Below are 21,962 nucleotides of genomic sequence, written 5' to 3'. Positions count from 1 at the left end.
GCCATCATCCCGTCGGGACGCTGCGAAAGGGAATGCCGTGCGGGTCAGCCTCAAGGACGTCGCCGCGCACGCGGGGGTCTCCATCAAGACCGTCTCCAACGTGGTGAACAACTACCAGCACATCACGCCCGCCATGCGCGAGCGTGTGCAGCGGTCCATCGACGTGCTCGGCTACCGGCCCAACCTGGCCGCCCGGCATCTGCGCAAGGGGCGTACGGGCATCATCGCGCTCGCCCTGCCCGAACTGGGCAACCCCTACTTCGCCGAGCTGGCGGCCGCCGTCATCGACGCCGCCGCAGCGCACGAGTACATCGTGCTGCTGGACCACACCGGGGGGCACCGCGAGCAGGAGATCCTGGTCAGCCAGGGTTTCCGGGCGCGGGTGATCGACGGCCTCATCCTCAGTCCCATCGAGCTCGAGACCGAGGACCTGCGCGACCGGGCGGAGAACGTACCGCTGGTGCTGCTCGGCGAACGCGACTACGACCTGCCGTACGACCACATCGCGATCGACAACGTCGCCGCGGCCCGGGCCGCCGTCCGGCATCTGAACGGGCTCGGGCGGCGGGAGGTGGCCTTCATCGGCGCCCGGCGCGGGCGCAGCGAGCCCGCGCAACTGCGCGTACGCGGCTGGCGCGAGGAGCTCACCGCGGCCGGCCTCCCGGCCGACGACGGGCTCGTCGCCGCCACCGACGGGTGGGGACACGCGGACGGGGCGGCCGCCATGAACCGCATCCTGGATTCCGGACGGCGCCCCGACGCGGTCTTCGCCTACAACGATCCGATGGCCATCGGCGCGATGCGCGTCCTGCACGAGCGGGGACTGCGCGTCCCCGAGGACATCGCCGTCGTCGGCTTCGACGACGTGGTCGAGGGACGCTTCGGCGCGGTGACCCTCACGTCCGTGTCACCGGACAAGGCGGCCATCGGCCGTCTCGCGGTCGAGTCGGTGCTGGCACGGCTCGGCGGCAACGAAGTGCCCGAGCCGCGCCGCGTCCGGGCGGACCACCGCCTCGTGGAGCGGGAGAGCACCCTGGGGCGCGCGGCGGCGGGCGGCGGCGGGCGCGGCTGACCTCCCGGGCGGTGCGTGTGTGAATCACCTTGCGCCCGAGCCCTCGCAGGACTGTGTGACCCGCCCGTCGCCTCGACAGCCCTATCAAGTGCTCGCCCTGCCCGCCGTGTTGACCGGACGGCCGCACGCCTTCTGACGTCCGAAGTCGAGCGATCGGCCAACTCCACTTGGTTGAAACGGCGTTGCTCTTTGCGTGTGCGGTCGTGAGTGGCGTGGTCGCGGGCGGGGCGTCTTCGTGAGCGTGTCCGCCGCCCGACGGCGCCGCGAGGCACCTGGATTCCCCGGCCGTGACGCGTTCCCCGCCGCCACTCTTGAGGTCGCAGAGGCGGGTGGTGTTCCCCGACCCGCTCGCGGCGAGCCGCACAGTGCGTGCACAGGGGGTTTACAGCGCTCTTCCAACGATGTAAAAACCACTGTGCGGCGGGTCGAACGACCTTTCCCGCCAGGGGAGAAGCGTTTTCTCGGCTCAGCTACTGCTCGGCTACTGCACGGCTACTGCTCAGCTACGGCACGACCTTGCTCGCCTTGCTCGACACCCGCTCGTTCACCACCTCCCCAGTGTCCTTTCAGCGTCGCCCGGATCGGGGTCACCATGCAGCGCACCACCCACCGTCGTCGTCTTCTCGCCCGCCCCGTGGTCGTCTCCCTGGCCGCGGCGGTGGCGTTGACCGCCACCTCCTGTGCGAAGTCGGAGGGCGACACGTCGAGCGACACCAAGTCCTCGGCGGCCGCCGACGCCGCACAGAAGGTCGCCTCGCCCGCGCCGGGCGGCAAGACCTGCACCGTCGACGCGTACGGCGGTGAGAAGTTGGACCTCGAGAACGCCACCGTCGGCTTCTCCCAGTCGGAGAAGGAAGCCAACCCGTTCCGCATCGCCGAGACACAGTCCATCAAGGACGAGGCGAAGAAGCGGGGCGTCAAGCTGCTGACGGCCAACGCCCAGTCACAGTTCTCCAAGCAGATCAGCGACGTCCAGGACCTGCTGGCCAAGGGCGCCGACCTGCTGGTCATCGCCCCGCTCAACTCCGACGGCTGGGACCCGGTGCTCCAGGCCGCCGCGGCCAAGAAGGTCCCGATCGTCACGATCGACCGCAAGATCAACGCCACGGCCTGCAAGGACTACGTCTCCTTCATCGCCTCCGACTTCGTCGAGCAGGGCCGGCGCGCCGCCGACCGGATGATCGAGGCCACCGGCGGCAGGGGCGAGGTCGCGATCCTGCTGGGCTCGGCCGGAAACAACGTCACCACCGAGCGCACCAGGGGCTTCAAGGACCGGATCGCCGAGAAGGCGCCGGACCTGAAGGTGGTCTTCGAGCAGACCGGTGACTTCGCCCGCGAGAAGGGCCAGCAGGTCACCGAACAGCTCATCCAGTCGAAGCCCGGCATCAAGGGGATCTACGCCGAGAACGACGAGATGGGCCTCGGCGCGGTGGCCGCGCTGAAGGGCGCCGGCAAGAAGGCGGGCGACGTCGAGATCGTCACCGTGGACGGCACCCGCAACGCCGTCCAGGGCATCGTGGACGGCTGGATCAGCGGCGTCGTCGAGTCCAACCCGCGCTTCGGGCCGCTGGCCTTCCAGACGCTGGACACCTTCACCAAGGGCGAGAGCGTGGCGCAGGACATCGTCATCGAGGACGGCGCCTACACCACGGACAACGCCAAGGCAGGCATCGCCAAGGCCTATTGACCGGCGTCAATGCCAAGACAGGCATCACCAAGGCCTATTGACCGGCGTCAACGCCAAGACAGATATCGCCAAGGTCTATTGACCGGTCGTCAGTGTCAGGGCAGGTATCGGCAAGGCCTACCCGGCCGGTCTTCAACGCCAAGGCGGGCAGCGGCCACACCTACTGACCAGCCGTCAGGGGCCGGCCCGCCCGGCCGGCCCCTCCCGCTTCCCGTCACTTCTCGCATCGCATCCTGGAGGCACAGGTGGCACCCCCCGCCGAAGTGCTCGCCGTCCGCGCACTGGGCAAGACCTTCCCCGGCGTCCGGGCCCTGGACGACGTGGACCTGACCCTGCACGCCGGTGAGGTCCACGCCCTGATCGGCGAGAACGGCGCCGGCAAGTCGACCCTCGTCAAACTCCTCACCGGCGTGTACCGGCCCGACGCCGGCGAGATCGTCTTCCAGGGCCGCAAGGTCTCCTTCGCCACCCCGCTGGAGGCCCAGAAGGCCGGGATCTCGACCATCTACCAAGAGGTCAACCTGATCCCGCTGCTCAGCGTGGCCCGCAACCTGTTCCTCGGCCGCGAGCCGCGCAACCGGTTCGGCGTGCTGGACATGGGCCGCATGCACCGCGAGGCCGAACAGACCCTGAGCACCTACGGGGTGAGGGTGGACGTCCGCAGGCCGCTGCGCACCCTCGGGGTCGGCGCCCAGCAGATGGTCGCCCTGGCCCGCGCGGTCGCCACCGAGGCGCGCGTCGTCGTCATGGACGAACCGACCTCCTCCCTCGAACCGCGTGAGGTCGAGACCCTGTTCTCGGTGATCCGGAGCCTGCGGGACGCGGGCATCGCGGTCGTCTACGTCAGCCACCGCCTGGACGAGCTGTACGCCGTGTGCGGCACCGTCACCGTGCTGCGCGACGGCCGGCGGGTGCACCACGGCCGGCTCGCCGACCTCGACCGCCTCTCCCTGGTGTCCACGATGCTCGGCCGGGACCTGGGGGAGGTCCGCGCGCAGGGCCTCACCAAGTTCACCGGCGACCACGGCCCGGCCGACGCCGAACCGGTGCTCACCGCCACGGACCTGACGGTGCCGCACAAGCTGCACGGCGTCTCCCTGAGCATCCGCCCCGGCGAGGTCGTCGGCCTCGGCGGACTGCTCGGCTCCGGACGCACCGAGACGGCGAAGACCATCGCCGGCGCCCTGACCGCACGCTCGGGCGGCGTCACGGTGGCCGGTGTGCCGCTGCGCGCGGGCTCGACGCCGGCGGCCATCCGCGCGGGGATCAGCCTGCTGCCCGAGGACCGCAAGAGCGAGGGCATCGTCCCCGGTCTGTCGGTGCGGGAGAACATCGCGCTGGCCGTGCTGCCCCGGCTGTCCCGCTTCGGTCTGGTCTCCGAGGCCCGCGTCGACAGCGTCGTCGACACCTTCATCGAGCGGCTGCGCATCAAGGCCTCCTCACCGCACCAGAAGGTGGGTGAACTCTCCGGCGGGAACCAGCAGAAGGTGCTGCTCGCCCGGTGGCTCGCGATGAATCCCAAGGTGCTGCTGCTCGACGAGCCCACCCGCGGCATCGACGTCGGCGCCAAGGCCGAGGTGCAGAAACTCGTCGACGAACTGGCCGCCGACGGCCTGGGCGTCCTGCTCATCTCCTCCGACCTGGAGGAACTCATCGAAGGGTCCGACCGCGTGGTCGTACTGAAAGACGGCGCCGTCGTCGGCGAGCTGACCGGCGACGACGTCACGGAGGACAGGCTCATGCGGACCATCGCCGGGAACGACCCCGCGCGGGACGCCGGCGAGGAGGCGGCCGTCGATGGCTGAAGTCGCCCTCCGCAGCGCCCCGTTGGACAAGACCCGACTCCTGCGGTGGCTCCAGGCCTACGGCGTCTACGCCGGTGTGGCGGCCCTGCTCGTCGTCGACACCGTCATCACCCCGCACTTCCTGACCGCGGAGAACTTCCGCACCCAGGCCGTCCAGGTCGCCCCCGTCATCATCGTCGCCCTCGGCATGGCCCTGGTCATCGGCACCGAGGGCGTCGACCTGTCGGTGGGCGCCGTGATGGCGCTGGCGGCCTCCGTGACCGCCCTCTACCTCGGCTACGGTCTGCTGCCCGCGCTGCTGGCGGTCGCGCTGTTCGCCGCGGCGGTCGGGCTGGCCAACGGCGCGCTGGTCGCGTTCGTCGGGGTGCAGCCGATCGTCGCCACGCTGGCGCTCATGGTCGGCGGTCGCGGGGTCGCCCTGGTGCTGCTGCCGCAGCTGAAGGATCTGCGCAACCCCTCGCTGGCCTCCCTGGGCTCGGGCGACGTCCTCGGCATCCCCTACCTCATCCTCATCGCCACGGCCCTGGCCCTGCTGGTGGCCTTCGTGGTACGCCGCACCACCTTCGGACGCCAGCTCCTCGCCATCGGCGACAGCCGCCCCGCCGCCCGGCTCGCAGGCCTGCCCGTGCGGCGTGTGCTGATCATCGTGTACGTCGTCTGCGCGCTCCTCGCGGCTGTCGCGGGCGTGCTGGCCACCGCCCGCCTCCAGGCCAGCGACCCCACCTCGCTGGGCAACCTGATGGAGCTGTCCGCGATCACCGCGGTCGTCGTCGGCGGGACCCCGCTGACCGGCGGCCGGGTCAACATCGGCGGCACCGTGGCGGGAGCCGTCCTCATCCAGCTCCTCACCGCCACCCTCATCAAGCACGATCTGCCGCCCTCCTGGACCCAGATCGCCCAGGCCATCGTGATCGTCGCCGCGGTCTACGCGGCACGGGGACGGGGGAAGCGTTGACCACCACGAACACGGAAGCACCCGTGACCACTGCCGGTATCGAACCGCCGCAGGACGCCCACCCGGCGGGCTCCGCACGCTCCGAACGGCCGAGCGCCCTCGTCCAGCAGCACGGCGCACTGGCCGTCCTGCTGATCGTGTCCCTGGTGGCGTCGTTCTCCTTCGACGCCTTCGCCACCGGCGACAACATCAGCAACATGGCGACCAGTTCGGCCTTTCTGGCGATCGTCGCCCTCGGCATGACCTTCGTCATCATCACCGGCGGGATCGACCTGTCCGTCGGCTCCCTGTTCGCCCTCGGCGGCGTCCTCGCGGCCTGGGGATCGCGCCACGGAACGCTGGTGGCCCTGCTGCTGCCGCTCGCGGTCTGCGGGCTGATCGGCGTCGTCAACGGGCTGCTGGTCGCCCGCTCCCGTCTCGCGCCCTTCATCGTCACCCTCGCCGCCATGCTGGGCGCGCGCGGACTGATGCTGGCGCTCACCGACGAGGGCGCCGACACCTACCTCATCGCCAAGGGCTCCTTCCTCGCCGAGCTCGGCCAGGGCAGCACCCTGGGCCTCGCCAACCCGGTGTGGATCACGCTGGCCCTGTTCGTCGCCGGAGCCGTCGTCCTGCGCCGGACGCGCTTCGGGCAGCACGTCTACGCGGTCGGCGGCAACGAGGACGCCGCCGCTCTGATGGGTGTGCCGGTCGCCCGCACCAAGATCCTCGTCTACGCCCTGTCGGGACTGCTCGCCGGGCTGGCGGGCGCCCTCAACGCCGCCTGGCTCGCCTCCGGCGTGACCATCCTCGGCAGCGGCATGGAACTCGAGGCCATCTCCGCCGTCGTCATCGGCGGCACCCTGCTGACCGGCGGGCTGGGCTACGTCAGCGGCTCGCTGGCCGGGGTCCTGCTGCTGAAGGTGATCCAGAACGTCATCAACCAGATCGGCTCGCTCGACTCCTCCTACCAGCAGGTCGTCAGCGGCGCGTTCCTGGCGGTGGTCGTCATCGCCCAGACCTGGCTGGGCCGCCGCCGACAACTCATGTGACAAGCGCCGAAAAGCTCCGAACAAGCCTGAACCAGCCCTGTACAAGCTCCGAGCAGGCTCCGAACCAGCCCCGAACACGTACCGAACCAGCCCCGAGCCAGCCCTGTACAAGCTCCGAGCAGGCTCCGAGCAAGCACTGAACAAGCCCTGGACGGCGGCGGAGCCTCCCGCCCGGCCCCGCCGCCGCATCCGGTTCCGGGCGGCCGGACCTCCCCCGGCCGCCTCGCGCACGCGCACGTCTCCCCACCCCACGAGTCAAGGAGGCACGATGCGTCGAACACCCGCAGGCCGAAGTCCGTTCGCCTGGCTGGGACGACGAGCGCGGTGGGCCACCACAGCGTTCGCCGTGCTCACCCTGGTCGGGGGCACGGCACTGACGGCCACCGGCCCCGCGGCGGCCGCCGCCCAGGCGTGGACGCCCAAGCCGTCGCCGATGACCACCCCGTGGACGAACCAGGTCCCCACCGACACCCCCCTCCCCGAATATCCGCGCCCGCAGCTGACCCGCCCCGACTGGGCCAACCTCAACGGCATCTGGGACTTCGCGGTCACCTCGGCGGACGCCGGCCGGCCCGCCTCGTTCACCGAGCAGATCCGGGTCCCGTTCGTCGCCGAGTCCGCGCTCTCCGGCATCCAGCGCAAGATCACCCAGAACGACAGGCTCTGGTACCAGCGCACCTTCACCGTTCCCTCCGGCTGGAGCGGTCGCCGGGTTCAGCTCAACTTCGGTGCCAGTGACTGGCGTACGACCGTCTGGGTCAACGGACAACAGGCGGGAGCCGTCCACAGCGGCGGCTACGACGCGTTCTCCTACGACATCACCGGGCTGCTGAGCGGCGGCACCAACACCCTCGTCGTGTCCGTCTGGGATCCCACCGAGGTCGGCACCCAGGCCATCGGCAAGCAGCGCATCCGCGACGTCGCCCCGCACGCCGGCGGCGGCATCCTCTACACCGCCGCGTCCGGCATCTGGCAGACGGTGTGGCTGGAGCCCACCGCGCCCGCGTACGTCAGCCGCCTCGACCTGGTCCCGGACCCGGCGAACAGCCGCCTCGAGGTGACCGTCCGGGGCACCGGGACCGACGGCCGACAGGCCCGCGTCACGGTCTCCACCGGCGGCGTCACCGTGGGCACGGCCACCGGCGCCGTCGGCACCGAGTTCACGGTGGCCGTCCCGAACCCGCACCTGCGGAGCCCGGACGACCCGTTCCTCTACGACGTCAGGGCCGACCTGCTCTCCGGCACCACGACCGTCGACTCCGTCGGCGGCTACACCGGCATGCGAACCATCGGCCTGGCCAGTGTGGGCGGCATGCAACGCCCGGTACTGAACGGGAAGTTCGTCTTCCAGACCGGCACCCTCGACCAGGGCTACTGGCCGGACGGCATCTACACCGCGCCCACCGACGCGGCCCTGCGCCACGACCTCCGGAAGCACAAGGACCTAGGCTTCAACATGGTCCGCAAGCACATCAAGGTCGAACCGCAGCGCTGGTTCTACTGGGCCGACCGGCTCGGTCTGCTGGTCTGGCAGGACATGCCGTCCATGGAACGCACCCCCGACGCCGCGGCCCGCACCCAGTGGGAGGCCGAGTACGACCGGATCATCGACCAGCACCGCAGCTCGCCGTCGCTGATCGTGTGGGTCGACCAGAACGAGGGCTGGGGCCAGTACGACCAGGCCCGGATCGCCGACAGGGTCAAGGCGTACGACCCGTCCCGGCTCGTCGACAACATGAGCGGCGTCAACTGCTGCGGAGCCGTCGACGGTGGAAACGGCGACCTCCTCGACCATCACGTCTACGTCGGTCCCGGCACCACCGTGCCCAGCGCCACCCGTGTTGCCGTGCTCGGCGAGTTCGGCGGACTCGGGTACAGGGTCGCCGGACACGAGTGGTATCCCGGCGGCGGCTTCAGCTACGAGGACCAGTCCGACCCCGCGCACCTGGACAACCGGTTCGTCGGCCTCCTCGACGCGATCCGCGAGGTGCGTATGCCGCGCGGCCTGTCCGCGTCGGTCTACACCGAGATCACCGACGTCGAGAACGAGGCCAACGGCCTGCTCACCTACGACCGCCAGGTGGTCAAGGTCGACGAGGCCCGGGTCAGAGCCGCCAACCGCGCGCTCATCGACGCGTCCCAGGCCTCCACCACCCCGATCACCCTGCCCGTCGACCAGTACAGGTCCCTGCGGGTGACGACACCCGGCTACACCGACCGGTACCTGCGCCACAGGGACGGCGCGGCCTTCACCGAGGTCGTCACCGCCGGAAGTGACGCGTTGCTGAAGAACGACGCCACCTGGAAGATCGTCCCCGGACTGGCGAACGGCACCTGCTACAGCTTCGAGTCGCGCAACTACCCCGGCCAGTACCTCCGCCACCGCGACTACCGCGTCTACAAGGAGTCCGGCGGCACCGACCTGTTCCGCGCCGACGCCACCTTCTGCCCCGTCCGGGGCGCGAACGGCGCGGTGCGGCTGGCGGCGTACAACTTCCCCGAGCAGTGTCTGCGCCACTACAACGCCGAGGTGTGGCTGGCCACCCCGGGCGGTACGCACACCTGGGACAGCCCCGCCCTGTTCGCCGAGGACACGACGTGGTCCGTGGACGCGCCCTGGGCCCCGTGACTCCGGCGTAGCCGTCGACGGCAGCAGTCCCGTCGGCGGACCCGGTGGCGGGGGAGGTCTTCCTCCCGCCACCGGGACCGACCGACCTCCGTCTCTGCGCCAGCCGGTCACAGGTCGAGGACGGCCTCCGTCACCGGAGTGCCGCAGCACACGAGGGCGGTGCCGGGCTCGGGGAGTTCCAGGGGCGGGGTGGTGCGGGTGACGTCACCCGACACCAGAGGCGTGACGCAGGTGGGGCAGGACCAGCGGGTGGGGATGTCACAGGCCTCGGCGAGTTCGAGGAGCGAGGCGTGCGCGGCGGACCAGGGGGTGGTGAGACCGCTGCCGGCGAAGGTGATCAGGGGGCCGGTCCCCATGGGGCCCGGTGGCTGGTGCGGCCGGATCGCCGTACCGGCGGTGACACCGGGGTTGACGGCCGGCAGCGCGCTGAACCGCTATCGGTGGATCCGCTCGGCACTCGGTCCGTGCGCGCTCCGCATGCCGCCGATGTCGTCCGATCGGTAACGGCGGCGCGGCCTCGCCCACGAGAGGGCAAGGCCGCCACCGTCCGCCCGAAGCGGCGCCCTACGGCTTCGCCTCCGCGTACAGGCCGCTCACCTCCTCGGCGCCGAGCGCCCGGTCCGCGGCGTGGACCTCGTCGACCGCGCCGTTCCAGAAGTCGACGTTCGCGCCGTTCCAGTGGGCGCGCCCCACGGTCAGCGGACCGGTGCTCGGAAGTGCGGAGCCGCCGGTGGCCGTCGCCGCGAGCTTTCCGTCGACGTACAGCCGGATCTGGTTGCTCGTGGCGTCCCGCACGCCGACCAGGTGGTACCAGCGGCCCGTCTCCGCGGAGACGGCGACCTGGGCGCGGTGCTCGCCGGGTGTGCTGAAGGCGAAGGTGCCGTGTCCGTACTGGAGGTAGAAGGAGTTGACCGTGGCGCGGGAGTCCTGACTGACCGCGGTGGCGTAGTTGCCGGGGATCGCGTCGAGCCGCACCCAGGCGGACACCGAGTAGCTGCCGCTGGTGTCGAGTACCGGTCCGGCGGTCTCGGCGTACTGCTTCTGGCCGTCGAACTTCAGGGCGCTCCCGCTGACGCCGGGGGTCCAGGAGGCGCCCTCGCGGAGCGTGAGAGGCCTGGCGTTCGGGCCCTCGTCCCGCGCGGTGGTGCCGGTGCCCTCGTCGAGGCTCCAGTGCCCGCCGGCCTTCAGCGGTCCCTCGCGGCCCGCGGCGGCGCCGGCGGCGATCACCCGGTGGTTGATCTTCCGCACCTGGACGGGATCGACCTTGAGCTCGCGTCGGTCGTAGGTGTACAGGCCGTTCAGCTCGTTCTCCAGGTCGGTGATCTGCGTGTACACCGAACCCGACAGTTCGGCGCCGGCCTGGTCGAGATAGAACTGCCCGGTGTTCTCGACGTACTTGCGGGTCAGCTCCTCCTTGGTGCTGACGCCGCTGTAGATCACCGTCGGGGCACCCGGCCACATGTGGCCCGGGGTGCGCAGAACGAAGCCGCCGTGCTCGCCGTCCATCGCGGCCCGGCCGTCGCCGGGGAAGGCGGGGTCGGTGTTGTTGTAGTCGTGGTGGTCGATGATGTCGCCCTTGCCCGAATCACCCTTGGAGTTGCAGCAGTTGACACCACTGTGGGCGTTGACGACGCGGGACGGGTCGGCGGCCTGGACGGACTCGGTGATGCGGCCGGTCTCCTCGCGGTTCCACTCGCCCCAGCCCTCGTTGAAGACGATCCAGCCGATGACGGAGGGCGAGTTGTGGTGCTGGCGCACGATCTCCTTGCCCTGGTCGACGAACGCCTTCCGGCCCGTTTCGCCGGTGAGGTTCCCGGAGACGAAGTCCTGCCAGACCAGCAGGCCGAGCCGGTCGGCGTGGTAGAACCAGCGCTGCGGTTCGACCTTGATGTGCTTGCGGACGGCGTTGAAGCCGAGCTTCTTGTGCGCCTCGAGGTCGAAGGCGAGGGCTTCGTCGCTGGGCGCGGTGTAGAGGCCGTCGGGCCAGAACCCCTGGTCGAGCGTGGCGAGGGAGAAGATCGGCTTGCCGTTGAGGACGAGCTTGTCGAAGCCGCCCACCTTCTCGATGCCGACCTCGCGCATACCGAAGTAGCTGCCGGCCTTGTCGGTCGACCTGCCGTCGGTGAGTGTGACGTCGAGGTCGTAGAGGTACGGGTCGTCGGGGCTCCACAGGTGCTGTTCCGCCACCGGCAGGCGCAGTTCCTTGCCGGCGGCTCCGCCGACCCTGCCGACGACCTTGCCGCGGGCGTCGCGGGCGACGGCCTCGACCCGGGCCGCGGGGGAGGCGCCGGCGGAGTTCACCGTCACCGCGAGGGTGCCGGTGTCGATGTCGGGCGTGGTGACGATGCCCTCGACCGAGACGGGTGCGACCGGCTCCATCCAGACGGTCTGCCAGATGCCGGAGGTCTGGGTGTAGAAGATGCCCCCGGGGTTGGTGGACTGCTTGCCCGTGGGCTGGTCGGCGCCTCCGGTGTCGGTGACGGCGACGATGATCTCCTGCGGGCCGGCGCCCTTGAGCGCGTCGGTGATGTCGGCGCTGAAGGCGTTGTAGCCGCCGGTGTGTTCGGCGACCTTCGTGCCGTTGACGTAGACGGCGGCCTGGTAGTCGACGGCGCCGAAGTTGAGCTTGAGCCGGTTGGCCTGGCCGCTCTTGCCGACCTTCCAGCTCTTCGGGACGTCGACGACCTTGCGGTAGAACATGTGGTCCTCGTGCCGTTCGAGTCCGGACAGCTGGGACTCGACCGGGAACGGCACGATGATCTTCTCGTCGAGCTTCTTGCCGAAGACCGGCTGTTCTCCCGGCTCGGCCGCGCCGAACTGCCAAGGACCGTTGAGGTTCTGCCACTTGGACCGCACCTGCTGGGGGCGCGGGTACTCCGGCAGCGGGTGCTTCGCGTCGAGGTCGTCGCCCCACTCGGTGGTGAGCCGGTGGGTGGAGGCGTTGTCGGCGTAGCGGATGACCTTCGGCACGCTCTCGCCGCCGGCCGTCAGTCCGCCCTCACCGTCGTAGGAGGCCCTGACCAGTTGGTTCTTCTGGATCGGCGCCGCGAGGCCGATGTTCAGGGAGGTGGGGTCGCCGGGGACGGCCGTCACCGACTTGATCGGCATGGCGGTCGTGTCGGCCTCGACCTTCAGATGGTCCTGGAGGCCCTGGAGGCTGCCCACCCTGCCTTCGAACCGGGCGCGCAGCCGCCGCCCGTTCTCGGCGACGGACATCTCGACCGGGTACACCTCGAAGTCGGCCGGCGGGGTGAACGCGGACATCGGCACGATCTGCTGGGCCATCGTCGGCGTCGACCAGCGCAGGTACATGTTGGCGCCGCCGGTGTCCTGGAACAGCTCCAGACGGAAGTCGTGCTGCTCGCCGGCGGTCAGCCGGACGGCGGCGCTGGTCTGCTCACGGTCCCAGTCGCCCACCCAGTGGTCGATGACGGGCTCGCCGTCGATGAAGAGCCGGAAGCCGTTGTCGCCGATGGCGTGGAAGGTGTAGTCACCGGTGGCCGGGGCCTCGATCCGGCCCGTCCAGCGCGCGGTGGTGTGCTCGGTCCTGCCGGTCAACTCCTGGAAGGTGCTGGTCAGTCCGGAGAAGTCGATCTGTGGGTCGAGCAGGGTGCCGCCGAGTCGGTCGAAGTCCCGGGCGCCGGGCGCCGACATGCTGAAGTACTCGCCCTTCAGGCCGTGTGTCTCGACGGCCGCCTGTTCGGCGGCGGGGGCCGACGCGCTGCTCGGCGCCTCCGCGGCCGCCGCGGTGGGAAGCAGCCCGCTCGGGGGCAGGATCAGGGCCGCCGCGGCGAGCAGCGCCCACACTCTGGCTCTGGGGCGGGTGTCGTGTCGTGTCATCGAGCCCTTCCTCGTACAGAGGCCGTGACCACGCCCGGCGGGAGCGAGGGCTCCTGGCCGGCAGCCCGGGGAAGGCAACTGCACACCGGCGACGGGACGCTCGGTCGGGCGGCCTTTTCAACGTTGGAAATTCTGTGACAGCGGTATGACAGCACGCCCACAGGGGAGTGTCCAGACCTCACGCAGCACTCCGCCGCACCGCCGTCACGCGGCACCGCGGGAGATTCGGTCCGCGTCAACGGTGCTTCCGTGGCCGTGAGTTCGACGCGGGGCCGCGACCCGCGCGACCATGGAGCGTCGGCGGCGCGGGGCAGCCCGGCGCGACAGATCGGTGTGGTGGCCTCGTCCCGGGACCCTGCCCGGCGGGTCGAACCGTGAGACAGTCATATGAGGCGCCGGAGTCGGCGAGGCTCGGGCGCAGCGGTCCGGGGCGGTGGCCCCCGCCCGGAACCGTACGCATACGGTGCCGCAGCGGAGGGATCCGTCATGTCCGAGGCGAGTGAGGCCACCCAGGCCGACCGGGCGCTGAAAGCGAAGCATCGTGCCATGTGGGCACTGGGCGACTATCCACTCGTGGCCGCGGACGTCATCCCGGACCTGGGACCGGAGCTCGTGCGGGAGAGCGGCGTCCGGCCGGGGTCCCGCGTACTCGATGTCGCGGCCGGCTCGGGGAACGCCGCCATCCCCGCCGCCCTCGCCGGGGCAGACGTGGTGGCTGTGGACCTGACCCCGGAACTGCTGGAGGCCGGCCGTCAGCTCGCCACGGAACGCGGTGCCAAGCTGGAGTGGCGCGAGGGCGACGCCGAGGAACTGCCGTTCGCGGACGCGGACTTCGACACCGTGGTGTCCTGCGTCGGCGTGATGTTCGCCCCGCACCACCAGCGGGCCGCCGACGAACTGGTCCGCGTCTGTCGACCCGGCGGGAAGATCGGCCTCGTCAACTGGACGCCGGAAGGGTTCATCGGGCAGATGTTCGCCGCCATGCGCCCGTACGCGCCCCCGCCGCCGCCCGGAGCGCAGCCGCCGCCGCTGTGGGGCGACGAGAGCCATGTGCGCTCTCTGCTCGGCGACCGCGTGACCGGCGTCGACGCCCGTCGTCAGCTGCTGCGCATCGACGCGTTCTCCGGTCCGGAGGAATTCCGGGAGTTCTTCAAGCGCTGCTACGGCCCGGCCATCGCCGTCTACTCCGCCATCGCCGACGACCCCGAGAAGGTCACCGCCCTCGACACGGCGCTCACGGAGCTGGCCGCCGGGCACCTCGCGGACGGGGCCATGGAATGGGAGTACTTGCTGGTCACGGCCGACAAGGCCGCCGCCTAGCAGGGTTGCACGCCGCTCGCGTCCAGGCGGGCGATCCGCGAGCGGGGCCGAGCGGGCATCGGGCGCTCGCCGAGCTGTGGAGTGGAGGAGTGGTGGAGCGCGGTGGCCGGGAGGCGGTGGGCCCCCTATTACGGGGGCCCACCGGGTCGTGCTCAGTAGGCGTCGCGTCGCCCTGCCGCTCCGTTCGGGGTGCCGGTGATCGTGAACTGCGAGCCCGGTTCGATGAGGACGTCACCCTGGGCCGAGCCGGTGATCGTGCATCGACTCGGCGGCCCTGCCGGCCAAGGACCCCGACCTGCCGGACTTCGTCGAGGGCCGCGACCCCCACCCGTACGTCGACCGCGACGAACTGCACGAGATCTACCGCTCCTGGCGGAGTGTCGCCGACGCCCACGGCGGTGTCTTCGTCGGGGAGGTATGGCTGCCGGACGCCGAGCGCTTCGCCCGCTACCTGCGCCCCGACGAACTGCACACCGCCTTCAACTTCAACTTCCTGGCCTGCCCCTGGGACGCCGAGCGGCTGCGCGCGGCCGTCGACGACACCCTGGCCGAGCACGCCCCGGTCGGCGCGCCCGCCACCTGGGTGCTGTGCAACCACGACGTGACGCGTACGGTCACCCGCTACGGCCGTGCGGACACCGGATTCGACTTCGCGACCAAGGAGTACGACACCCCGACCGACCTGGCGCTCGGCACCCGCCGGGCCCGCGCCGCCGCCCTCCTCACCCTCGCGCTGCCCGGCTCCGTCTACCTCTACCAGGGCGAGGAACTGGGCCTGCCCGAGGCGGAGATCCCGCGCGAGCGCATCCAGGACCCGATGCACTTCCGCTCCGGCGGCGCCGACCCCAGCCGCGACGGCTGCCGGGTCCCGTTGCCGTGGACCGCCGACGCCCCGTACGCGGGCTTCGGCTCGCGCACCGAGCCCTGGCTGCCGCAGCCCGCGGGCTGGTCCGCGTACGCGGCCGATCTCCAGGCCGCCGACCCCGGCTCGATGCTGGTCCTCTACCGCACCGCGCTGCGGCTGCGGCTGCGCCGTACCGAGGCGGGCCTCGGCGACGGCCCTCTGGAGTGGCTGCCCGCCCCTGCCGGGGTCCTCGCGTTCCGCCGGGCGCCCGGCCTGGTCTGCGTGGTCAACCTGGCCGCCGCCACGGCCGCCCTCCCCGAGCACGAGCACGTCCTGCTCGCCGGCGGCCCCCTGGACGCGGCGGGCCGACTGCCGGGCGACACCGCGATCTGGCTGCGCGCATGAGCGGCGCGCACACCCTCTCCGGGCCGTGAGCGGTGCGCGGGACGGCGGCCAGGTCCGGGTCGGCGGCAGCGTCGGTGACCCGCGCCTCCACCGGCGGGACCACGCCCGGTGGAGGTGCGGGCGGGAGCTCAGCCGCAGGAGCCGGTGAAGATGTCCACCTGGTCGCTGCCGCTGCTCGCCACCACGAGGTCCTGCGTGCCGTCGGACGTCAGGTCGGCGGCCGTCGCCTCGTAGGCACCGTCCGCCGCCAGGTCGGTGAGTTCGGTCAGCGCACCGCCCGACGCGCCCTGGAACACGGATACGGAGTCCCCGTTGAGAGAGGAGACCAGTACGTCCGTCACGTCGTCGCCGTCGATGTCGGCGGCGCCGACCGAGACCGGAAGGGCGGACGTGGTGTAGTCGACGGGACCGTCGAACGTGCCGTCGCCGACGCCCGCGTAGATCTCCAGGGTGTTGGAGCCGTTGCTGACCGTGGCCAGGTCGGTCGCCCCGTCGCCGTCGAAGTCGCCGTGGGCGAGGGAGTACAGACGGGCGACGCTCGGGTACTCCGTGACCTCGCCGAAGGTTCCGTCGCCCGTGCCGAGCGCCACGCTGACACCGCCGGCGGTGGCGACGCTCGCGGTGGCGATGTCCAGGTCGCCGTCGTCGTCGAAGTCGCTGAGGACCAGGCCGTGCGGCCTGGCCACGGTCACCGCCTCGACCTCGACGGTGAACGAGCCGGTACCGTCGCCCGTGAGCAGACTGACGCCGCCGCCCGACTCCTCGGCCACCGCGAGATCCAGGTGGCCGTCACCGTCGAGATCGCCGGGAGCGAGCGAGCGGGCGCCCGCGCCGACGGTGTACCGGGTGGCGGTTTCGAAGGCGCCGTCGCCGGTCCCGAGCAGGACGCTGACGGTGCCGCCGTCGAAGTCGGCGGTGGCGATGTCCGGGTGGCCGTCGGCGTCGAAGTCGGCGATGACGGACTGGTACGGCTTGTCGCCCACCGCGTACGTGGTGGCCGTGCCGAAGGTGCCGTCACCGTTGCCGAGCAGTACGGACAGCGAGTCGGCGTCGTTGTCGGCCGCGACGACGTCAGCGTTTCCGTCGCCGTCGAGATCGCCGGCCACCACGTGCCGGGGGTTGTCGCCGACCGCGGCGGGGGTGTCCGACCGGGTGAAGACCACGCCGGACGAACAGTCGGCGGCCCTCGCCGCGAGTGGCGCGGTCGCCGAGGCCATCGCCGCGACGCTCGCGCCGAGGGCTAAGGCGCCGACCGTGCCGAGCACCAGGATGCGGCGGGACCTGTGCTTCTTGTGATTGCTCATGAGGGCAGGGGTGTCCTTTGCGTGAAGGATGAGCAGAGCCTTGTCATGGGCACGAGAACCTAGGCCGCGCCGCTGTGATTCACGTGTCACGGGACCGTGGTTTCGTTCAGCGCCCACTCCGCTGCCGCTGCTGCCGACGGCGCACCATCACGCACGACGGCCGTGGCTGTCCGGGCCGGTGCCGGACAGCCACACGGAACCTGGGCCCGCCGTCAGGCGCCCACGACGCGCCACCGGTTGTCGGCGGTGCCGTCGTCGGGCGCCTGGACCGCGTAGGCCCCGACGGCGGTGGAGTTGCCCGCGATGGCGAGCAGCTTGCCGCTGTGCACATTGCGGATCTTGTAGGTGCCGTCGCCCTGGTCGAGCAGCGTCCACAGGTGGTCCGCGGTGCCGTTGTCCGTCCACTGGAGCACGCTCGCGTTGTCCGCGGTGGACATGTTCAGCACACCGAGGACCTTGCCGCTGTTGACGTTCCGCAGCCGGACCGCCGTCCCGTCGACGATCACCTCCCAGTTGTGGTCGGCGGTGCCGCTGTCGGTCCACTGAAGGGCGAGACCGCCGTCGGCTGTGGACATGTCCTTGACGCCCAGCACCAGGCCGCTGGCCACGTTGACGAGGTGTACGGAGGCGACGCCGCCGGTGTTCCAGTAGACGGTGTAGTTGAAGCCGTGCGCGTCGTGGAACGGGCCCAGGCCGACGGCGGAGCCGCCCGCGGTCGCGGTGAAGGCGAGCGAAGTGCTGCTGGTGCGTGTGATGGTGGCGGTGTTGAGCAGCGGGAGCGTGCTGAGCGCGCTGTCCCCGTAGTCGCCGGCCAGCACGACCGGTCCGTAGGTGACCGCGGTGGTGTTCGCGTTGTCGGGGGCCGGCCGCAGTACGACCCGCATGGGCAGGCGGACGGTGACGGTGTCGCCGGACGCCCAGGTGCGGGTCAGGGTGGCGTAGGTACCAGGGGTGGTGGCGATGCCCTGCGTCACGCCGTTGACGCTGATCGTGGCTCCGGAGGTCCAGCCGGGAATGCGGATGCGCATCGCCCACGTTCCGGCGGCGCTGCCGGTGACCGTCAACGTGGACGTGTCGCCGGCGGGGTACGAGGTGGTCTGGGTGACGGTGATTCCGCGCTGGGACCAGGTGAGCACGGACGGCACGAACAGATTCACGGTGAGCGTGGTGCCGTTGCGGAAGTAGATGGAGTCCATCAGCCGGGTGTGCGTCTCCAGGCCGGTGCCCTGGCAGCACCAGAAGGTGCCGTAGTCGGTGCTCCAGGTGCCTCCGCCCCAGGCCGGGCCCACACCGCGCCGGCCGCCCGGGTTCAGCGGGGTGAAATAGGTGACGTGGCCGTGGGCGTCCGCCGGGTTCTGCTGGCCGATCATGTGGTTCAGCCAGGCCTGCTCGTAGAAGTCGAACAGCGCGGCCCGGTCCGGGGTCACCGCGTACAGGTCGCGGGTGAGCTTGAGCATGTTGTACGTGTTGCAGCTCTCGCAGGTGTCCTGTCTGAGGTAGGCGGCGATCGCGTTCGGCGCGCGGAAGTGCTCCGCCTGGCTGTTGCCGCCGATGGCGTAGGTGTGGGTGCCGACGGCGATGTTCCACGCGTTGGTGGCGATGTCCCGGTAACGGGTGGTGCCTGTGGCCTTGTACTCGCGCAGGGCGCCGATCCACTTGGGGACCTGGGTGTTGGCGTGCAGCCCGCCCAGCTGGTCCAGGCCGGCGGCCAGCGGATCGAACACGGCGGCATGGTCGAAGCGCTGGGCGGCGGTGAGCCACCGTGTGTCGCCCGTCTGCTGGTAGAGGTCGCACAGCACGTCGTTCATACCGCCGAACTCCACGCCCAGCATCGCCTGCATCTGCTGACCGGTGAGCCGGCCGGTGCGGGTGTCGACCCAGCCCGCCAGGGCCAGCAGGACGTCCCGGGCCTGGGTGCTGCCGATCAGGCGCCACACGTCCAGCAGCCCGGCGAGCGTCTTGTGGATCGTGTAGTACGGCACGTTGCCGTTGCTCAGGGTGCCCTGTTCGAGGGCGGTGAAGTCGGACTCGGGATAGCCGGAGAGGTAGCCGGTGGTGAATCCGGCGGCGCTGTCGTTCGCCTGGCACTTGGCCAGCTCCGCCACCATGTAGACGGCCTTGTCGCGGGCGGCCGAGTCCCCGGTGACGGCGTACAACTGCGCCCAGGCGGTGAGGAAGTGTCCCTGGACATGGCTGCGGAAGGGGAAGTCGGGCGCGTCCCAGCCGCCGTCGGCGGCGGCGCCGGCCGTGGAGAGCCTGTGGTTGGCGCGGAAGGTGTACAGCAGCCGGTCCACGTCCACGAACCGCAGATAGGCGGCTGTGCGGTTCTGGTTGTCCAGCCACCGGCTCGCGGTCAGCCGCACCTGGCCGAAGTCGAAGGCGTAGGCGGAGACCCCGATGTCGGCGCGGGCGGGAGGGACGGCGGCCCGGGCGGGAGAGACGCCGACGAGAGGGCCGGCCGCGGAAGCGGCGAGCGTGGCTCCGCCAGCTTGCAGGAGGCGCCGTCTGCTCAGTGAGGAGGACATCGTTCACCTGTTCCTTGATCGGGGGAGCGAGGACGGGGAAGGGCCGGCGCCTCGTGCCGCCGGGTGGTGACGTGTGGTTCGCCGGCCCTGCCGCCGCGCCCGGTTCCCTGAGCGCGGCGGCAGGGCCCTTAGCGCTGCCCCTTCGTGGCATGACGGCCGTCGTCGGGGTGAGGGCGCACCGTTGTGGGGCGCCCGGCGCAGACGCGGATTTCCGGTTCTCGTGCGGACGGCTCGGCCGCACGGACAGTCGCGGTGCTCGTAGTGTTCGTGATACCGAACATTGGTCGACTCTTCGGCAACCACGGATGATAGACGCCCCAACGAGTCGGCCAACACCCTTCGTGCCGCGATTTCAGCGGATGGCCGTCAACTCGAAGGTTGTTTCGGCGACTTTTTGTGCCACGCCTTGACGCCCCCGATGTGCGCAGGGTCCCGTTGTGCGGGTGCCGTCAGCGTGAACGTGACGGCAGGCTGAGCTCCTCGCGGGCTTGTGCCACCCAGCGCAGCACACCGTGGGAGTCGGTGCTCTCGGCCAACTCCGTCGCTTCCGCGAGCAGCGCCGCCGCGTCATCCCGCCGATCCTGCTGGGCGGCCAGATGAGCCAGCCCGATCAGGTTCGCCGCCACCCCCGGCAGGAACCCCAGCTCCCGGCGCAGCCGGGTGGACTCCTCGAAGCGCGCACGGGCCTCGTCCAAGCGGCCGAGCATGTGGTCGGCGAAGCCGAGGTGCCGCAACGCGTAGGACTTCGTCAGGCGGTCGCCGGCCCGGGTGGCGAGGTCGAGGGCCCGCTCGAAGGAAGGCACGGCGGTGTCGGCGTCGTCGCGGACCACTTGGTGGAAGGCGCCCACCCAGAACGCCGCCTCGCCCTCGCCGCGCACGTCACCGAGCCGCCCGTACAGCTCCGCCGCACGCTCGAAGAGCTCGAGCTCCCGCGCGTTCGCGACCCGCTCGTCCAGGAAGCGGGCGTGGATCACCTGGCCGCGAGCGAGTGCGAGATCCGCCTCGACCTCGTCGAGGCTGCGGTCGGCGGACACCAGCGCACCGCTGTCGCCGCCGAAAACGGTACGTTCGTAAAGGAGTTGGGCTTGTCCGATGCGCTCGTCAGCAGTCATGCCGTGATCGTATCGAGCGCGTGCCGGACAATCCGATGCCCTTCGAACCAGCTGGAATCGAGTGTCCGGGTCTGCCTCTTGATCGTTTTCTGGGCTGCGCCTACGCTTCCATGCCCATGGGGATGGGGGAGCCGGACCGTGGGCACAGGCCGTGGTACGCCCGGCTGGTCGGACATCGTGTGACCGCGGCTCTGCTGACGGGCACGGCGGGGCTGGCCGTTCTGGGCGCGGTGCTGGTCCTTCTGCCGGGTGTGGTGGTCGACCATGATCTCGCCGGGGCGAGGGTCGCCGCGCAGGACCGGCTGAAAGCGGTGAACGACGTCCGTACGACACTGCTCCAGGCCGTCGGCGGCCTGGTCGTGCTGTTCGGCGCGTACGCCACCTGGCGGCAACTGCGTGTCAGCCAGGACGGCTTGCGCGCCACCCAGGAGGGCTATGTCACCGACCGGTTCAGCACGGCCGTCGATCAACTCGGCAGTGACAAGCTGGAAACGCGCATCGGCGGACTCCACGCGCTGTGGCGGATCGCGGAACACTCCGCCCGCGACCGCGAGGCCGTCATCTCCATCCAGGCCGCTTACCTGCGTACCCACCTGCCCTGGCCGCCCGCCGGACCGGGAGCCGCAGCGGCGGACGTGCCCATCAACGACGTCGTGCCGCTGGAGGTCCGAGCCGCCGACGCCCAGGTGGCGCTGACCGGCCTCGGCGTGCTGTTGTTGCAACCCCGGGAGCAGTCCTGGGTCAACCTCGGTGTCACGGACCTGCGCCGGGCCGACTGCGACGGGCTGTGGCTGCACGAGGTCAACCTCGACCGATCCTGTATGGAGGCGGCGGGTCTCTACCACGCCAACCCGACCCAGGCGTCCCTCGTCGCGGTCAACCTGCGGCACGCCGACCTCAAGACGGCGGTCCTGCGCCGGGCCCGCTGCGTTCTGGCCGACCTGCGGGGCGCACGACTCGTCGAAACGGACCTGCGTGACGCGGACTTCACCGACGCCGACCTGCGCGAGGCGAACGTGCGCCAGGCCGATGCGGGGGGCGCTGTCTTCCGCCGCGCGGACCTGCGCCTGGCCGACCTGCGCGGCTCCGACCTGAGTACGGCCGACCTGCACCAGGCGTGTCTGACCGGCGCGCTGGCCAGCGAGCACACGCGCTGGCCGGCTGGTTTCGACCTCTCGGCCGCAGGCGTCGTCGTCACCGAGGATCCCGGCCCCGAACCTCCGCCGCTGCTCCAGCCTTCAGGGATAACGACGCAGCACCCGCGACTGCGGTCCATGTCGTGACCGAGGCCTGGATGCGGGTGTGTCCGGTGTCCGGTGAGGTCTCTCCTGCCTGGTGTCAGGTGGTGTAGAGGTCGTAGGTGGGGGTGTGGTGGGGGTCGGCGATGATGTCGAGGCGGGGGTCGACGGTGAGGATGGCCTGGTGCATGCGCT

The 21,962-nt window shown here is 71.0% G+C and carries 13 protein-coding genes and 1 pseudogene; 9 read left to right on the top strand and 5 right to left on the bottom strand.

The window, feature by feature from the left end; translation table 11 throughout:
* Nucleotides 1-37 precede the first annotated feature (37 nt).
* The 6 genes from ACFWBD_RS21530 to ACFWBD_RS21505 all read left to right on the top strand — a co-directional run bounded on the left by ACFWBD_RS21530 (nucleotide 38) and on the right by ACFWBD_RS21505 (nucleotide 9,179).
* Entirely contained in the window at nucleotides 38-1,072 is a 1,035-nt protein-coding gene (locus ACFWBD_RS21530) for a LacI family DNA-binding transcriptional regulator (RefSeq protein WP_385668929.1), read from the top strand.
* A 592-nt stretch (nucleotides 1,073-1,664) separates the two neighbouring features.
* Nucleotides 1,665-2,759 carry an ABC transporter substrate-binding protein gene (locus ACFWBD_RS21525; protein ID WP_385668926.1) on the top strand — a complete coding sequence of 365 codons (1,095 nt, stop codon included), beginning with the start codon at nucleotides 1,665-1,667 and terminating at the stop codon, nucleotides 2,757-2,759.
* A gap of 245 nt (nucleotides 2,760-3,004) precedes the next feature.
* Entirely contained in the window at nucleotides 3,005-4,564 is a 1,560-nt protein-coding gene (locus ACFWBD_RS21520; RefSeq protein WP_385668923.1) for a sugar ABC transporter ATP-binding protein, read from the top strand.
* The gene (locus ACFWBD_RS21515; RefSeq protein WP_385668920.1) at nucleotides 4,557-5,519 is read left to right on the top strand and encodes an ABC transporter permease; all 963 of its coding nucleotides are present in this window, start codon (nucleotides 4,557-4,559) and stop codon (nucleotides 5,517-5,519) included. The genes ACFWBD_RS21520 and ACFWBD_RS21515 overlap by 8 nt, the downstream gene beginning before the upstream one ends.
* Nucleotides 5,516-6,550, top strand: coding sequence for an ABC transporter permease (locus ACFWBD_RS21510; RefSeq protein WP_385668917.1), 1,035 nt, complete (start codon nucleotides 5,516-5,518; stop codon nucleotides 6,548-6,550). Before ACFWBD_RS21515 ends, ACFWBD_RS21510 begins: the two co-directional genes overlap by 4 nt.
* 268 nt (nucleotides 6,551-6,818) lie before the next feature.
* Entirely contained in the window at nucleotides 6,819-9,179 is a 2,361-nt protein-coding gene (locus ACFWBD_RS21505) for an AbfB domain-containing protein (RefSeq protein ID WP_385668914.1), read from the top strand.
* A gap of 107 nt (nucleotides 9,180-9,286) precedes the next feature.
* On the opposite strand, the gene ACFWBD_RS21500 is transcribed toward ACFWBD_RS21505, so the two are convergent.
* Nucleotides 9,287-9,535, bottom strand: a complete 249-nt coding sequence (locus ACFWBD_RS21500; protein WP_385668911.1) for a hypothetical protein — start codon at nucleotides 9,533-9,535, stop codon at nucleotides 9,287-9,289.
* A gap of 208 nt (nucleotides 9,536-9,743) precedes the next feature.
* The gene (locus ACFWBD_RS21495) at nucleotides 9,744-13,019 is read right to left on the bottom strand and encodes a LamG-like jellyroll fold domain-containing protein (protein ID WP_385668909.1); all 3,276 of its coding nucleotides are present in this window, start codon (nucleotides 13,017-13,019) and stop codon (nucleotides 9,744-9,746) included.
* A 486-nt stretch (nucleotides 13,020-13,505) separates the two neighbouring features.
* On the opposite strand from ACFWBD_RS21495, the gene ACFWBD_RS21490 reads away from it, so the two are divergent.
* Together ACFWBD_RS21490 and ACFWBD_RS21485 are read left to right on the top strand one after the other, a co-directional pair.
* Nucleotides 13,506-14,339 (top strand): class I SAM-dependent methyltransferase, encoded by an 834-nt coding sequence (locus ACFWBD_RS21490; RefSeq protein ID WP_385668906.1) that lies wholly within the window; start codon nucleotides 13,506-13,508, stop codon nucleotides 14,337-14,339.
* Nucleotides 14,340-14,598: 259 nt separating this feature from the next.
* Nucleotides 14,599-15,588 (top strand): annotated as a pseudogene (locus ACFWBD_RS21485) (alpha-amylase family glycosyl hydrolase); the annotation flags it as partial.
* Between the two features lie 128 nt (nucleotides 15,589-15,716).
* Here ACFWBD_RS21485 and ACFWBD_RS21480 read toward each other — a convergent pair.
* From ACFWBD_RS21480 to ACFWBD_RS21470, 3 genes are all read right to left on the bottom strand, one after another.
* Complete coding sequence (locus ACFWBD_RS21480; RefSeq protein ID WP_385668903.1) at nucleotides 15,717-16,892, bottom strand: FG-GAP repeat domain-containing protein; 1,176 nt, start codon at nucleotides 16,890-16,892, stop codon at nucleotides 15,717-15,719.
* A 212-nt stretch (nucleotides 16,893-17,104) separates the two neighbouring features.
* Nucleotides 17,105-19,417 (bottom strand): beta-L-arabinofuranosidase domain-containing protein, encoded by a 2,313-nt coding sequence (locus ACFWBD_RS21475; RefSeq protein ID WP_385668900.1) that lies wholly within the window; start codon nucleotides 19,415-19,417, stop codon nucleotides 17,105-17,107.
* Between the two features lie 449 nt (nucleotides 19,418-19,866).
* Nucleotides 19,867-20,529: a tetratricopeptide repeat protein gene (locus ACFWBD_RS21470; protein ID WP_385668897.1), complete on the bottom strand. Its 663-nt coding sequence runs from the start codon at nucleotides 20,527-20,529 to the stop codon at nucleotides 19,867-19,869.
* A 179-nt stretch (nucleotides 20,530-20,708) separates the two neighbouring features.
* Between ACFWBD_RS21470 and ACFWBD_RS21465 the strand changes: the two genes are divergently transcribed.
* Nucleotides 20,709-21,812 (top strand): pentapeptide repeat-containing protein, encoded by a 1,104-nt coding sequence (locus ACFWBD_RS21465; protein WP_385668894.1) that lies wholly within the window; start codon nucleotides 20,709-20,711, stop codon nucleotides 21,810-21,812.
* The last annotated feature ends 150 nt before the right edge of the window (nucleotides 21,813-21,962 follow it).

Origin of the sequence: Streptomyces sp. NPDC060002 (assembly GCF_042737245.1) — a bacterium.
Taxonomy (GTDB): Bacteria; Actinomycetota; Actinomycetes; order Streptomycetales; family Streptomycetaceae; genus Streptomyces.
This window is presented reverse-complemented; position numbering and strand designations above follow the sequence as displayed.